Genomic DNA, 15356 nt, shown 5'->3' on the forward strand with positions numbered 1-15356 from the left:
GGTTGTAGAATATAAAGCCATCACGCCGGTGCTGGCAAGCGTTTTGAGAAACTTTCTGACAAGCTGATGATTCGCCACCAGGAGGGCCCATGCCGAAAGTCGTCGATCACGACCAGCGTCGCGTCGAGTTGGTCAATGCCACCTGGCGCATCATCGCCAGGCACGGCATCGAGGGCGCGACCATGCGCGAGATCGCCACCGAGGCCGGGTTCGCCAACGGCGCGCTCAAACCCTACTTCGGCACCAAGGACGACCTGCTGACCTTTGCCTTCGGGCATGTTTTCAGCCAGACCAACCGACGCATGGAGCGCTCGACCACCGGCCTGACCGGACTTGCCGCCGTGCGCGCCTATTGCCACGAGATTCTGCCGCTCGATGAAACCCGGGTGAGCGAGGCGCGCATCGTGATTCCGTTCTGGCAGAAAGCGCTCAGCAACGCCGCGAAGGCGCAACTGCACGACGAATCCATGCAGCAGTGGCGGCGCGCCCTGCTCGGGCACCTTTCCGAGGCTCGAGCCTCCGGCGAGGTGCACACCACTACTACCGACACGGATGTCGTCGGTCACCTCATGAACGTCGTACTTGGCGCGCAGATCACCGCAGCACTCTCCCCCGACGAGCACGCCCCGGAGCAGCTCGTAGCGCAGCTTGACGGCTACCTGCGACTCCTGTCGACCGGGGACTAGCCCCGGGAAGGACGGGCTGGACGGGCCGCGCACGCGAGCGGATGCTGCACCCGCGCCCGGCAGGCCAGCCGCGCCGGCACCAAATAGCCGCGGCAACCGCTGATCAGCCGCACTACGGCCATCTATTTTCGCCGAGTGTTGAAAAAAGAATGACATGGAGCGCGCTGAGGACTACATTGGCTGCAGACGATGATTGTTCAACCCCGATGGGATGAGATCTGGTCGACGCAGTAGAAACGCAGTAGAAACGCAGTAGAGACGCAGTAAACCAGCGAAGGAGCTGCTCGTGACGATGACGGTTGTGAACTCGGTGACGGAAGCCGCTCCCGTGACGGCCGACGGCGTTCGTTGCGCGGTCGCCGATTCGTTCACGCAGTGGCGCACGCTCGTTTCGCAGTCGTTCGTTCCGCTCGAGGTGCGCAACGCCTCTCGAACCTTTCACGGAACCCTGCGCTCACGCGTGCTCGACGAGCTCTCGATCGTCGAGGTCAGCGCCAACGGGCACCAGGTGGTGCGCACACCAACGCTGATTGCGGCATCCACTCGCCAGTATTTCAAGCTGAATCTGCAGCTGTCCGGCACCGGCCTGCTCGTGCAGGACAACCGCGAGGCCACCCTGCGTCCAGGCGACCTGGCCGTCTACGATACGAACCGGCCGTACACGCTCGAGTTCGAGAGGGATTTTCGCACCCTCGTGCTCATGTTCCCGCACGATGTGCTCGATCTGCCGGCCGATTCGGTCGGCCAGCTCACCGCCGTGCGCCTGCCCGGCGACGCCGGACTCGGTCGCCTGATCAGCCCGTTCATGGTGCAGCTCGCCGAAAACCTCGACGTACTCTCCGGCGCGAGCGGACACCGCCTCGCCTACAACGCTGTCGACCTCGTGGCGACCATGTTCGAAAGTGAACTGAATCTGCGCCGCGACAAAGGCGCGCACGGCGACCTGCTGGGGCGCATCCGCTCGTATGTGGATGCGCATCTCGGCGACCCGGAACTCTGCCCGGCGAGCATCGCGGCCGCCCACTTCATCTCAACCAGGCACCTGCACAACGTGTTCCATGAGGCCGACAGCACCGTGGCGAGCTGGATCCGCTCTCGACGTCTCGAGCACTGCCGCCGCGACCTGCGCGACCCCATTCTGACTGATCGCTCGGTCGGCACGATCGCCGCCCGCTGGGGCTTCGTCGACGCCGCGCACTTCAGCCGCATTTTTCGCACGGCCTTCGGCGAGACGCCGAGCACCTACCGCCGCGCCTGAACGCGTTCGTCACCGCAGGCAGTGCGCCATTCGACACTGCGCCGTTAAACAACTCCGGTGCCGCAAATGGCAACCCGTTCGGCCCGGAGATTGCCACGCTGTGAGATACACGCACCAAACACAGCTGAAACGGATGCCGCGGCATCCGCTCGCCGACACAGCCACACCTGCACCCGACCTCTTACTCAACGAGGAGTAGCCATGACCCAAACCAAACCCGATTCGACGACAGCACCGGAAACCGCCCTGCACAAGGGACGGCTCGGCGTTGTCGGAATCGTCTTCTTCGTCGTCGCGGCCGCGGCCCCCCTCGTGGGAATGACCGGCGCGGTGCCGGTGGCGATCGTGCTCGGAAACGGAGCAGCGGCCCCCGGCGCCTACGTGGTCGTCGGGCTTACTCTGCTCGTTTTCAGCGTCGGCTACGCGGCGATGAGCCAGCGGGTCACCAACGCGGGCGCCTTCTTCGCGTACATCGGCCGCGGCCTCGGGCGCCACCTCGGCACGGCATCGGCGTTCGTGTCGATCCTCGCCTACCTGGCCATTCAGCTGGCCATCTACGGGTTCTTCGGTGCGCTGATGGCCGGTCAGGTCGGCGTGCTCCCCTGGTGGGCCTGGTCTCTCCTCTCCTGGGGCGTCGTGACCCTGCTTTCCCTGCTCAGCGTCGACGTGGGCGCCAAGGTACTCGGCGTGCTCATGCTGCTTGAACTGACCGCGCTCGTGGTCACCGCGGTCGCCATTTTGATCGACGGCGGGCCTGAGGGCGTCAACTTCTGGGCCTCGTTCGACCCCGCCGCCATCGTCGCCGGGGGCCTGGCCGGCTCGGCCGGCATCGCCTTTGCGTTCGCCTTCGCCTCCTTCATCGGCTTTGAGGCCACCGCCATCTACGGCGAGGAATCCAAGGACCCGAAGACCGTCGTGCCGCGCGCTACCTACCTCGCCGTCGTCGTCATCACCGTTCTGTTCGGCCTGACCGCATTCGCGATGGTGACCGGCATGGGAGCATCGACCGTGGTCGAGAAGACCGTCGAGCTGTCGACGGTCGCTGGCGTTCCGCTGGCCGACCCGGCTGCTGTGCTGTTCGCGCTGGCCACCCAGTACATCGGCCCGTGGATGGCGACGGTCATGAGCATCCTCGTGCTGTCGAGCCTGTTCGCCGGGCTCCTGGCCTTTCAGAACGCGGCCAGCCGCTACCTGTTTGCACTCGGTCGCGGCGGTGCGCTGCCAAAGCCCCTTCGCAAGGTCAACGGCCGCGGCGCGCCGAGCACGGCTTCGCTTGTTACCTCCGTCATCACCGGCGTCGTGCTCGTCGTGTTCGCCGTGTTCCAGCTCGACCCGGTGCTCAACCTGTTCTACTGGTTCAGCGGCCTCTCGGTGATCGCGATCGTGCTCATTGAAATTCTGGTGAGCGTGGCGATCATTGCCTACTTCCGCCGCAATAAGGGTGCCGAGAACATCTTTCAAACCGTGATCGCTCCGGTGCTGGCCACGATCGGCCTGCTGCTCGGCGAATACCTACTCATGAGCCACTTCGGGTTGCTGGCCGGCACCGTGGCCGACGGTGTCGACCCGACCACCACCTCGTGGGGCCTCAGCACGATCGGCTGGGTGCTCGTGGCCCTGCCGTTCGTGCTGCTGATCGGCGGCTACGTCTGGTCCCGGCTGCAGAACCACGAGAACGAGAACCTCGTGCGGGACGTGCTGTCGTAGATTTTCGAAGCCCAGCGGGTGCGGCGCAGCCTTCGGGCCGCGCCGCACTGGTGTTGATTGACCGGTTGTCTGGCCGTGCGCCGAGCGGTGAGTTTCATTCGAGCCGTGAGTTTCGCGCCGATTCGGACGATTCAATGCCGTGAACGCCTGGATGAACGCGAGAAACCGGCGTGACGGATGCCCCATCGCACCACCCACTGCTCCCCCGGTTGCGCCCAGTGCAGACCGGCGCCGGAGTTGAACGCGTTGGCGGGGGCCGTCATCGGCTCGATTGCGATGGCGAGGCCACGCACGGGCTCCGTTGCAGCCTGCGTGACGGGAAAGATGCGCGGAGTGAATACCTGCACGTAGCGCATGGTCTCGTCGCCCCAGAGCGTGACGCTCCGGCCGTCCGAGGCGGTGAGGGTGTGCTCGCCGGCGACACCACCGAAGCCGTCATCGAGGTCGAGGTCACCGACTTTGACTCCCCCGCGCAGATCGAACCGGGTGCCGTCCACGGCGGTCTCGCCCGTCGGGTTGAGCCGCTCGTCGACCTCGATGTGGGTCGCGGCATTCACGCGCAGCACCAGGTCGCCGGTGGGCACGTCCCCGATTTTCAGAAACGGATGCGCCCCCACCGCGACCGGCGCCGCCTCGCCTCCCACATTGCGTACCCGGTGTGTGACGTCGAGCCCCGTGGCCGTGAGGGCGTAGGTCACCTCGGTTTCGAGGTGAAAGGGATAGCCGGACTGCGGAAACACCGTCGCGCCGAGCGTCACCGTGTCGCTGGTTTGACCCACCGCCCGATAGGGCGCGAAGCGCAGAAGCCCGTGGCTGGCGTTGTGCTTGCCCGGCTCGGTCAGAGCAAGCTGACGGGTCACGCCGTTTTGGGTCCACTGGCCGTCGCGAATGCGATTGGGCCAGGGCACGAGCACGATTCCTGCCGCCATCGGCGGTTGAACCAGTTCATCGAAGGTCTCCACCAGATCTATGCCATTCAGGGAATATAACCGCAGGCCGGCCGCGACCTGGGTCACGACCACCCGGGCCAGGCCACTCGGCGTCGGGAGAGTCAGTTCGTGCTGGGTTCCGGTGGGTACGTGCATCCGCCCAGTGTATGGCGGGATCACCGTGTGGCCGGGTCGGGGATGCGCCAGACTCGCTGAAGCCGGGCCGGTCACCGTGTGGCCGGGTCGGGGATGCGCCGGTCACCGTTTAGTCGGGGCGGTCAGCGTTTAGCCGTGGCCGGTCACCGTCTAGTCGGGGCCGGTCACCGCGTAGCCGGGTCGGGGGTTGCGCCGGTCACCAATTAGTCGGGGCGGTCAGCCTTTAGCCGTGGCCGGTCACCGTCTAGCCAGATCGGGCCAGCGCCGGCTCAGCTCACCGTGTGACCACGGCGGGCAGCGCGCGCCGTGCAAACTCGGGCTCGAGGCTCGAGGCTCGGGCACTGCTGGGCGCGGCCCTGCGAAACCGTGCGGGCGTCTGGAGCCGAGCGGCAGCATCCGTCGGCAGTAGGCTGACGCGTATGACTGCTGACAGCGCCGCCCGAATCATCGTCCTGCCGAACACGCCGGCTCCGAGCATTGCCGAGAGCGCGTTCGTCGCTCCCGGCGCGGTGATCGTGGGCAACGTCACCCTCGCCGACCAGGCCAGCGTTTGGTACAACAGCGTGCTGCGCGCCGAACTCGAGCCGATCATCATTGGCGCTGGCTCAAACCTGCAGGACAACGTCTCCTGCCACGTTGACACCGACTTTCCGCTCACCCTCGGCACCGGGGTCTCGGTTGGGCACGGTGCGGTGCTGCACGGCTGCACGATCGAGGACAACGTGCTCGTCGGCATGGCCGCGACCATTCTGAACGGTGCCGTCATCGGCACCGGATCACTCGTGGCTGCCGGAGCCGTCGTGCTCGGCGGAACGGTCGTGCCGCCGGGCTCGCTCGTGGCCGGTGTTCCCGCCAAGGTTCGCCGCCCGCTCACCGACGACGAGATAGCCAGCATCCGGCACAACGCCGAGAACTACCTCGAGCACACCGAGCTGCACCGCGCCGCCCTCGCCTAGCTGCCTGGCTGCCTGGCTGCTTGGCTGCTTGGCTGCTTGGCTGCTTGGCTGCTTGGCGAGCAGGTGCCGCGCCGGCCGGAACCCCGCCGTGTGGTCGTTCTGGTGCCCAATTCCGGAGTTTGATCGCGCGATTGCTTCCGGCACCCGAATTGGTGCAGGCAGACTCGCGCCCGCAGGGTCGATTCCCTGAATAAGGAACAGAAACCGCGTCTGTTGTGCCGATTCCGGGCTGAAAGTCACCCCGGTACCGGTGGTGTCGTTCACAACTGCGGAGATTTCCGATTCGAGCGGGCGAAACGCCTGCATTCACACGATTATTTGTGCAATCTCCGCAGTTGCGGCCACCCACTCAGGTAGCACCCCCGGCTGTCAGCCCAGCAGGGTCTGCTCAGCGGCCTTGACCACGTTTGAGAGCAGCATGGCTCGGGTCATCGGGCCGACGCCGCGGGGGTTCGGCGAGAGGTGACCGGCGACCGTTGCGACGTCGGGGTGCACGTCGCCGATCAGACGGCCCTTCCCGGTCTCCTCATTGTGCACGCGGGTGATTCCCACGTCGAGCACGGCGGCGCCCGGCTTGATCCAGTCGGCCTGGATCAGGTGCGGCACCCCGACGGCGGCCACGACGATGTCGGCTCGGCGCACCTCACCGGCCAGGTCGACCGTGCGCGAGTGGGTCAGGGTGACCGTCGCGTCGAGGCCTTTGCGGGTGAACAGCAGCCCGAGCGGGCGCCCGACAGTGAGGCCACGGCCGACGACGACGACGTTCCTACCGACGATCGGCACATCGTAGCGGCGCAACAGCTCGACGATTCCGGCCGGGGTGCACGGCAGCGGTGAGCGCAGCTCGCCCTCGATGCCGAGTACCAAACGCCCAAGGTTGGTCGGGTGCAGCCCGTCGGCGTCCTTCGATGGGTCGATCAGCTCGAGCATGGCGTTCTCGTTGTGGCCGACCGGCAGCGGCAGCTGGATGATGTAGCCGGTCACCTCACGGCTGTTGTTGAGGTCGTTGATGGCGGCGCGCACGTCGGCGCTGGTCGCCGAGCCGGGCAGGTCGATCCGCAGCGACTCGATGCCGACCTCGGCACAGTCGCGGTGCTTTCCCGCGACGTAGAGCTCAGATCCCGGGTCGTTCCCGACGAGCAGCGTGGCCAAGCCGGGAACGACACCGTGCGAACGCAGAGCGGCGATACGGTCGCGCAGCTCGGCCTTGATGTCGGACGCGGTCTTGACCCCGTCGAGTGTGATTGCCGTCATCCTGGATCCCTACTGTTGTCGTGCGGTTCAGTTCACTCGGACGGGGCCCGGGCCCGGAACGCGGGCCCAGGTTATAACCTGGGCCCAGGGACGGGGCCCGGGCCCCGTCCAAGGTTGCGGCTGGAATGCAGCGCGCGGGCCACGATCGAGCGGATGCCGCTGGCCGAGCCGGCCAGCGGCATCCGCCGGCTAAAGGGTTACTGCTGCAGGCCGTCGTACAGCGGGAAAGCCTGCGTTAGCACGCCAACGCGGGCGCGGAGCGCGGCACGGTCGGCACCGGGCTTGAGGGCCTCGGCGATGACGTCGGCGACCTCGGTGAACTCGGCGTCGCCGAATCCGCGGGTGGCCAGGGCCGGCGTACCGATGCGCAGGCCGGAGGTCACCATCGGCGGGCGCGGGTCGAACGGTACCGAGTTGCGGTTCACGGTGATGCCCACTTCGTGCAGGGCGTCTTCGGCCTCTTGGCCGTTGATCTCGGAGTGACGCAGGTCGGCGAGCACGAGGTGCACGTCGGTGCCGCCGGTGAGCACGTCGATGCCGTGGGCACGTGAGTCGTCGGCGGTGAGACGGTGGGCGAGGATGCTCGCACCACGCAGGGTACGCTCCTGACGTTCCTTGAACTCAGGCTCGGCTGCGAGCTTGAACGCGGTGGCCTTGGCGGCGATCACATGCATGAGCGGCCCGCCCTGCTGGCCGGGGAACACATTGCTGTTGAGCTTCTTGGCCAGGGCCATGTCGCGCGAGAGAATGAAGCCCGAGCGCGGCCCGGCGAGGGTCTTGTGCACCGTGCTCGACACGACATCGGCGTAGGGCACGGGCGAGGGGTGCAGGCCCGCGGCGACGAGTCCAGCGAAGTGGGCCATATCAACCCAGAGCAGTGCGCCGACCTCGTCGGCGATGGCGCGGAAAGCCTCGAAGTCGAGGTGGCGAGGGTAAGCCGACCAGCCGGCGATGATGACCTTCGGCTTGCTCTCGATGGCCTTGTCGCGCACGACATCCATGTCGACGCGGAAGGTCTCCGGGTCGACGCCGTAGGCGACCGGGTTGTACAGCTTGCCCGAGAAATTGAGTTTCATGCCGTGGGTGAGGTGGCCGCCGTGGGCCAGCTCGAGGCCGAGGATGGTGTCGCCGGGCGTGGCAATGGCAGAGAGCACCGCAGCGTTGGCGGTGGCACCGGAATGCGGCTGCACGTTCGCGTAGGCGGCGCCGAACAGAGATTTGGCGCGGTCGATGGCGAGCTGCTCGGCTACGTCGACATACTCGCAGCCGCCGTAGTAGCGGCGTCCAGGGTAGCCCTCGGCGTACTTGTTGGTGAGCACGGAGCCCTGCGACTGCAGTACGGCGCGCGGAACGAAGTTCTCGCTGGCGATCATTTCGAGGTAGTCGCGCTGGCGGCCGAGCTCCTGCTCGAGCACGGCGGCGATCTCGGGGTCAACGACCGAGAGCGGTTCGTTGAAGGTCGACTTGAGGACGGTGGCGGAATCAGGCACGGAGTTCTCCTTATATATGGATGTTGCGGCCCAGGCGTGCGGCCACTAACCGTGTCAGTCGCTCCCCGATGGTGACCCATCTTCGTGCTACGCCAGTTGCGACTCGATTATCATATCAGTCGATACCGCCTCACACCGGCGCTGCCGGCCCCGCAGCCAACGGATGCCCAGGGCCCACCATATGCATACGGGCCCAGTTTGTATCATGGGCCCGCGTTCCGGGCCCGGGCCCCGTGCTGCGCGGTGGGTCGGGTCAGCGGGCGGCGCGACGGTCTTTCAGCTCGTCGACGATGAGCAGGTCGGGCCGCAGGTGCTCTGTCGCATACGCGGCACGGCCCACGAGGTGCGCCGCCATGGGCGCGGTCAGTGCCTGAAAGACGACGATGGCGATCGACAGGGTGACGGTACCGACAGAGAAATTGTTGATGGCGACATCCGCTGTCACCGCCATCAGTCCCAAGATCTGCGGTTTGGTCGCGGCATGCAGGCGTGAGAGAACATCGGGAAAGCGATTGAGCCCGATTCCGGCAGCGAGACACATGGTGGCACCGGCGAGCACGAGGATCGCCGTGAGCACGTCGATAAGAACGGCGCTCATGCGGTCACTGCCAAGCGGGACCCCAGCAGAGCGGCGCTCATGCGCTGTCCCGAGCGGGCAGAAAACGGGCGACGCTGAGCGATCCGAGCACCGCGAACAGTGCCAGCACGAGCAGCACGGGCAGGGTGTCCGTGTGCCGGTTCAGGGCCATCTCGGCGCCCAGGGCGCAGATGATGGTCGCAACGAGCACATCGGAGGCGATGACCCGGTCGAGCAGGCTCGGGCCCACCACGATGCGGTATACCGCGAGAAGCGCCCCGGCGGCGAACATGATCGACGCGACCACGGCCACACTCTGCATCATTATGATTGTCCCTTTCCCGTTGTTCCTTCGGCGCGGCGGCGGCGCTCGGAGCGGCGGTTCTCCGGTCGCACGCCGCGCATCCGCTCGACGTCTTCGCGCGAGCCGAATCCGCGCACGATGCGACGCTCGGTGTCGAGCACCCGGCGCCGAAAACGCTCGATCTCGCCCGCGCTGTTCATGTTGAGCACGTGAAGGTACAAAATAGACGATTCCCGGTCGATGTCAACCACGATCGAGCCGGGCACGATCGACGTGGCCACGCCGGTCCAGGTGAGAATGAGGTCACTGCGAGTGCGCAGACGAATCTCCAGAATCGCGTTCGAGGTGACCAGTCGGGGCTTCACCGCCAGCCACGACACGTCGATCGACGCCCGCACGATATCCACAATCAACCGCACGAAGAACAGCACGGCGTGCAGCGGATGCACCCGCCCGCTCTGCTGCACCGGCACCAGATAGAACGCCACGGTCACCACAATGCCCACGCCGAGCCCGACGAGCAGGTTCAGCCAGGAGAATTTGCCCCAGAGCAACATCCAGAGCACGGTCAGGGCGATCAGCGGCGGAATCTGATTGCCGACGGCTTCGAGCCGTTCGCGGGGCGTGGTCATTTCGAACCACCCTCAAAGTTGGTGCCTACGTTGCGCTGCCCGATCGACCCGGTGCCGTTCGGGAACACAGCGTCGATATAGGTCGACGGCGAGCTGATGTTGCCGGCGGCCCGGGTGGTCAGGTCGAAGATCGGTCCGGCGAACACGGTCAGGCCGAGAGTCAGCACCAGCATGGCGGTGGTCGCACCGACCATGAGCGGGGAGATGGTCTTCTTCAGCACGATTCCCTCGTCCTGCGGATCCTCCACGAGCGAGGCGGACATCGTCGAGCTGTAGTTCTTGATCTGTTTCTTCGGCCGCCAGAAGGCCATGTTCCAGGCCCGGGCCAGGGCGTACAGCGTCAGCAGCGAGGTGAGTGCGCCGACGCCGATCAGCACATAGATGATCGGGTCGCCCACGATGGTGCCGGCTTGGAACAGGGCGATCTTGCCGAGAAAGCCCGAGAACGGCGGGATGCCGCCCAGGTTGAGCGCCCCGAGAAAGAACAGAATAGCCACGAGCGGGGCCGACCCCAGCAGTCCGCCGAGGCGAGACAGCGAGGTGGTGCCACCGACCCGGTCGATGAGGCCAGCGGCCAGGAACAGGGTCGTTTGCACGGTGATGTGGTGCACGACGTAGAAGATGGTCGCGGCGATGGCGAGCGGGGTGCCGATCGCGATGCCGAAGAGCATGTAACCGATATGACTGACCAGGGTGAACGAGAGCAGCCGTTTGATGTCGGCCTGGGCGAGGGCTCCCAGAATGCCAACGAGCAGGGTCAGCCCGGCCACGATCATGAGCGGCATCGAGAACTGGTTGTCGGGAAAGAACAGCGTCTGCGTGCGCAGAATGGCATACACGCCGACCTTGGTGAGCAGCCCGGCGAACACCGCCGTGACCGGCGCGGGCGCGGTCGGGTAGGAGTCCGGCAGCCAGAACGACATGGGGAACACGGCGGCTTTGACCCCGAAGGCGATCAGCAGCAACAGCCCGAGGATCAGCTGGATGTCGGCGGGGAGGTCGGGCATCCGCTCGGCGATGAGAGCGAGAGTGACCGTGCCGGTGGCGCCGTAGATGAGGGCGATCGCGCTGAGAAACAGCAGCGAAGAGACCAGACTCACGATGATGTAGGTGATGCCTACCCGGATGCGGGCGCCGGTGCCGCCGAGGGTGAGCAGCACGTAACTCGCCGAGAGCAGCATCTCAAATCCGACGTACATGGAGAATAGGTCACCGGCGACAAAAGCGTTGAACAGTCCGGCGGCGAGTACCAGATAGGTCGGGTGAAAGATCGAGACGGGCGCTTCGGTGTCGCCGTCGACGATTCCTTGGCCCACGGCGAACAGCAGCACGCCAAGCAGCATCAGCGCCGAGATGAGCAGCATGATCGCCGACAGCCGGTCGACGACGAGCACGATGCCCCACGGGGCCTCCCAGTTGCCGATCTGCACCACGGCCGGGCCGAACCGGTCCACCTGCACGAGCAGCACGGCGCTCAGCACGGTCGCCGCGGTGAGGCTGAGCACGCTCACCAGCACCTGCAGGCGACGACGCTGGCCGAGCATCAGCGCGATCGCCGCACCGAGCAGCGGCAGGCAGACGATGAGGGGCACGAGAGCGGTCATCGCGGGTCCTCCTCACCGAAAGACGCAGCTGAAGTGGATGCGGCGGCGCGGCCGGCAGCATCCGTTTTCTGGGTGTCGGTGTCTTCGTCACTCGTAGCGCCGTCGCCACGCTCGAACTCATCGATCGACTCGGCGACCGCGTCGTCATCGTCGGAGGATGAGCGGAACGCGTTGTCGGCCTGGTCGGCGCTCTCGGCGGCGTGCTCGTCGGTGAGGGTGTCGCCCTCGTCGCCGAGCTGAGCCAGCCACCAGGACCGGTAGATCAGCGCCAGCAGCAGCGCGGTGATGCCGAAGTTGATCACGATGGCGGTGAGCATGAGCACCTGCGGAATCGGGTCGACCATGTCGTCGACGCTCGTTCCGGTGACGATCGGCGAGCTGCCGGGGCGGCCGCTCATGATGAAGATGAGCAGGTTGGTGGCATTGCCGACGAGCAGAAAGCCGATCAACACCCGGGTGAGGCTGCGCTCGAGCATCACGTAGACCCCGGCCGCGTACATGACGGCCATCAGGATGACGAGGGTAAGGGAGGCGCTCACTGGGACCCTCCTCCGGTCGAAGTCTCGGTTTGGGGGTCGATGCGCACTCCTACGGCCGTATCGGCGGGGGGTTCGTTGCTGTCAGCCGGAGCCTCGGCATCCGGTTCGGGCCGCTGACCTATCCCGTCGGCCTCACTCTGCCGGTCGATCTCACTGCCGAGGCTGCGCAGAATGTCGTAGGTCAGGCCGATGACGACGAGGTAGACACCGATGTCGAAGATGGTCGAGGTTCCGAACGACAAGTCGCCGAGCACGGGCACGGTCGCCGTGAAGTACGCCGATTCCAGCGGGATGCCGTCGAAGAACAGCGAGAGCACTGCCATGCCGACGGCGAGGATGACGCCGAGTCCGAGGATCTTGCCCGGGTCGATCGGGGCCGCTTCGCTGAGCTCGTATCGTCCGCCGGCAAGGTACCGGGCCACGAGGGCCAGGCCGGCCAGCAGTCCGCCGGCAAAGCCGCCGCCGGGAAGGTTGTGACCGGCGAAGAGCAGGTAGATCGACACGATCATCGCCGGGTGGAACAACAATCGCACGAGCACTTCAATGAGAATGGACCGGCTGCTTGGGTCGTTTTTGCGCCCGGCGAGCAGAAAAGCCTGCCGGGTGACGGCGTGGCCCTCGCTGGAGAGTTCGGGGTCAGCGACAACGCGGCGCCGGTTGGCGCCCGAGCGCAGGCTGCGGGATTCCTTCAGGCGCGGCACGACCGCGTTGCGGCCCGAAACGAAGAGCAGGCTCGCAACGCCGGTCGCCACAACGATGAGCACCGACACCTCACCCATGGTGTCCCAGGCCCGAATGTCGACGAGCATCACGTTGACGATGTTGTCGCCGTGACCGTCGTCGACCGACAGCCGGGGCAAGGCGCCCGCGATGCTCTCGAAGTCGCGCGCACCGAGCGCGATGAAACCGATTGTGCCCATGACCAGCCCCACGAGGCTGCCGATGAGCAGGCGGCGTTTGCGGCGCACCGGCTTATTGTGCTGGGCGATGTTCGCGGGCAGCCGTCGCAGTACGAGCACGAAGATCACCAGGGTGATGGATTCGACGAGCGCCTGGGTGAGGGCGAGGTCGGGAGCGCCGTGAAAGGCGAACAGGGTGACGAGACCATAACCGGTGACACCGGCCAGGATCACCGCGGTCATACGCTGCCCAACCCGGGCCGCCATCACCGCGCAGATGGCCATGATCAGGGCAATCAGCACCTGGCCGGGGTAATCCCAGAGCACGATCGAGTCGGGCCAGGTGCGGTTAACGAAAGCCGCGAAGCCGAGGGCCACCACGAACACGCTGAGAATGGTTCCAAGGTACTGCGGCAGTCCGCCACGCTGGGCGAAGTGGGTGACCCGGGCGGCGACGCGGTCGACGCTGCGGATGGCTTTGCCGTAGCCCCGACCGGCGTCGATGTAGTCGGGCACCCTGGCTTGCAGCTTCGACACCCCGCGGCGAGCCCGAAACAGCATCGCCCCGAGCAGCAGCACGACCGCGCTGAGGTACAGCGCCGGTTCGAGCCCGTGCCAGAGCGCGAGGTGGTACGGCGGTTCGGTGAGGGTGCCGATGCCCGGCACGGTGTCGGCGTACGGCGCGAGCAGCGGGTCGAGCACCGAGGCGAACAGCCCGAGGCCGATGGTCGCCACGGTCAGCACACCGGGAGCGAACAGCGTGTCCCATGGGCTCGCGTGCAGCACGGTGGCCGGCTGTTCCTTGCGGGTTCCAAAAGCTCCCCAGAAGAAGCGGATGCTGTACGCCACCGTGAGCACGGATCCCACGGCCGTGCCGATGAGCGCCACGTAGCCCCAACCGGATCCCCCGACGCCGGCGTCGAGCAGCGAGGTGAACACGGCTTCCTTGGCGACGAAACCGAACAGGGGCGGCAGGCCGGCCATCGAGGCGACCGCGACGAGCGCGATTACGGCGAGCGCCGGGGCGTTGCGGCCGATGCCGCTGAGCTTGCGCCAGTCACGCGTGCCGGCCCGGTGGTCGATAACTCCGACCACGAGGAAGAGTGTGGCCTTGTAGAGGGCGTGCGCGAGCAGCAAGGCGGCGCCGGCGAGGGCGGTGTCGCGGGTGTTGAACCCGATCGCGATCATGAGAAAGCCAAGCTGGCTGACGGTGCCGTAGGCGAGCAGCAGTTTGAGGTCGTACTGGCGCAGCGCCCGCCAGGCGCCGACGACCATGGTCCAGACTCCGAGGGTGACCAGCACCGGCAGCCAGCCGTCGCTGTCGGCATAGCCCGGGGCGAGGCGCGCGACGATGTAGATGCCGGCCTTGACCATGGCGGCGGCGTGTAGATAGGCGCTGACCGGAGTCGGCGCGGCCATCGCGGCGGGCAGCCAGAAATGGAACGGCACGAGCGCCGACTTCGACAGCGCGCCGACCAGAATGAGCAGCACCGCCCAGGTTCCCATGGTGTCGGTCACCGGGTTAGCCACGATGTAGGCGAGGCTCGTCGTGCCGGACGCGACCGAGATCATCACGACGCCCACGAGCATGACGAGGCCGCCGAACGTCGTCACGATCAGGGCCTGCAGGGCGGCGCCGCGGCTCTCCCGTTTGTGGGTGTAATGACCGATCAGCAGGTAGGAGAGCACGCTCGTGATCTCCCAGAACATGAACATGATCACCAGGTCGTCGGCGGTGACGAGGCCGTACATGGTGCCGGCGAAGGCGAGCAGCAGGGCCGCGAACCGGCCGAGGCTGGGCTCGTCGTCGGTGAAATAGCGGGCGCAGTAGACCAGAACCAGGGCGCCGATGCCCGTGACCACGAGGGCGAGCAGCCAGGCCAAAGTGTCGACCCGAAAGGAGAGACTGATGCCGAGCTGAGGAATCCACGGGATCGACTGCTTCACGGCTCCGCCGGCGGTGACCGTGGCGGTCTGGGTCAGAGTGTACGCGAAGGCAGCGGCCGGCAGCAGGGCGATCAGATAGAACACGCGGGTGCCGAGATAGCGGGTGAGCCACGGTGTGAGCACTGACAGCATGACGAACGCGAGGAGAAACGGAACCATGCGTCCTCCAGGCTTGTCAGGTCGGGGCGTGAAGGTCTAGTGTACCCATCGACGTGCGGCACCCTGGGCGTTTTAGGCCGGGTACAACGTCAGGCACGCGACGGCGACAGCGGCGGGGGTTCGCGGAGTAGGGTTGCGCTATCCCCCGACCGACGCCGCCCGCCGCCAGAAGCGCGCGTGTGTGCAGTTTCCGGCCACTTCCCAACCCGCTTTCGAGCTGTTTCTTTGCACACGTCATGTTCTGGGCAAACCCGTTGTT

Annotated in this window: 13 protein-coding genes and 1 riboswitch; of the genes, 4 read left to right on the top strand and 9 right to left on the bottom strand. The window is 66.3% G+C overall.

Annotation, left to right across the window (positions count from 1 at the left end; genetic code table 11):
• The first annotated feature begins 89 nt into the window (after positions 1-89).
• The 3 genes from QMK31_RS05365 (at position 90) to QMK31_RS05375 (ending at position 3651) form a co-directional block, all read left to right on the top strand.
• Positions 90-686: a TetR/AcrR family transcriptional regulator gene (locus tag QMK31_RS05365; protein WP_283499929.1), complete on the top strand. Its 597-nt coding sequence runs from the start codon at positions 90-92 to the stop codon at positions 684-686.
• Positions 687-978: 292 nt separating this feature from the next.
• On the top strand, positions 979-1944 hold the full coding sequence (locus tag QMK31_RS05370) for an AraC-like ligand-binding domain-containing protein (protein ID WP_283500265.1): 966 nt from the start codon (positions 979-981) through the stop codon (positions 1942-1944).
• A gap of 201 nt (positions 1945-2145) precedes the next feature.
• Complete coding sequence (locus tag QMK31_RS05375) at positions 2146-3651, top strand: APC family permease (protein ID WP_283499930.1); 1506 nt, start codon at positions 2146-2148, stop codon at positions 3649-3651.
• Positions 3652-3782: 131 nt separating this feature from the next.
• Here the strand turns inward: QMK31_RS05375 and QMK31_RS05380 are convergent, their stop codons facing one another.
• Positions 3783-4736 (bottom strand): aldose 1-epimerase family protein, encoded by a 954-nt coding sequence (locus tag QMK31_RS05380; protein ID WP_283499931.1) that lies wholly within the window; start codon positions 4734-4736, stop codon positions 3783-3785.
• 419 nt (positions 4737-5155) lie between these two features.
• Here QMK31_RS05380 and QMK31_RS05385 point away from each other — a divergent pair, with 419 nt between their 5' ends.
• Positions 5156-5692, top strand: a complete 537-nt coding sequence (locus QMK31_RS05385; RefSeq protein WP_283499932.1) for a gamma carbonic anhydrase family protein — start codon at positions 5156-5158, stop codon at positions 5690-5692.
• 369 nt (positions 5693-6061) lie between these two features.
• Here the strand turns inward: QMK31_RS05385 and QMK31_RS05390 are convergent, their stop codons facing one another.
• From QMK31_RS05390 to QMK31_RS05425, 8 genes are all read right to left on the bottom strand, one after another.
• On the bottom strand, positions 6062-6946 hold the full coding sequence (locus tag QMK31_RS05390) for a bifunctional methylenetetrahydrofolate dehydrogenase/methenyltetrahydrofolate cyclohydrolase (protein WP_283499933.1): 885 nt from the start codon (positions 6944-6946) through the stop codon (positions 6062-6064).
• A 197-nt stretch (positions 6947-7143) separates the two neighbouring features.
• Positions 7144-8436 (bottom strand): serine hydroxymethyltransferase, encoded by a 1293-nt coding sequence (glyA, locus tag QMK31_RS05395; RefSeq protein WP_283499934.1) that lies wholly within the window; start codon positions 8434-8436, stop codon positions 7144-7146.
• A 21-nt stretch (positions 8437-8457) separates the two neighbouring features.
• Positions 8458-8546, bottom strand: a riboswitch (ZMP/ZTP riboswitch).
• Positions 8547-8689: 143 nt separating this feature from the next.
• The gene (gene mnhG / locus QMK31_RS05400; protein WP_283499935.1) at positions 8690-9034 is read right to left on the bottom strand and encodes a monovalent cation/H(+) antiporter subunit G; all 345 of its coding nucleotides are present in this window, start codon (positions 9032-9034) and stop codon (positions 8690-8692) included.
• 37 nt (positions 9035-9071) lie between these two features.
• Entirely contained in the window at positions 9072-9338 is a 267-nt protein-coding gene (locus QMK31_RS05405) for an MrpF/PhaF family protein (protein WP_283499936.1), read from the bottom strand.
• Positions 9338-9949 (bottom strand): Na+/H+ antiporter subunit E, encoded by a 612-nt coding sequence (locus QMK31_RS05410; protein ID WP_283499937.1) that lies wholly within the window; start codon positions 9947-9949, stop codon positions 9338-9340. Before QMK31_RS05410 ends, QMK31_RS05405 begins: the two co-directional genes overlap by 1 nt.
• Complete coding sequence (locus QMK31_RS05415; protein ID WP_283499938.1) at positions 9946-11553, bottom strand: Na+/H+ antiporter subunit D; 1608 nt, start codon at positions 11551-11553, stop codon at positions 9946-9948. The genes QMK31_RS05410 and QMK31_RS05415 overlap by 4 nt, the downstream gene beginning before the upstream one ends.
• On the bottom strand, positions 11550-12092 hold the full coding sequence (locus tag QMK31_RS05420; RefSeq protein ID WP_283499939.1) for a sodium:proton antiporter: 543 nt from the start codon (positions 12090-12092) through the stop codon (positions 11550-11552). Before QMK31_RS05420 ends, QMK31_RS05415 begins: the two co-directional genes overlap by 4 nt.
• Positions 12089-15097: a Na+/H+ antiporter subunit A gene (locus tag QMK31_RS05425; RefSeq protein WP_283499940.1), complete on the bottom strand. Its 3009-nt coding sequence runs from the start codon at positions 15095-15097 to the stop codon at positions 12089-12091. Before QMK31_RS05425 ends, QMK31_RS05420 begins: the two co-directional genes overlap by 4 nt.
• Between the last annotated feature and the right edge of the window lie 259 nt (positions 15098-15356).

Origin of the sequence: Cryobacterium sp. PH31-O1, from assembly GCF_030063455.1 — a bacterium.
Lineage (GTDB): Bacteria > Actinomycetota > Actinomycetes > Actinomycetales > Microbacteriaceae > Cryobacterium.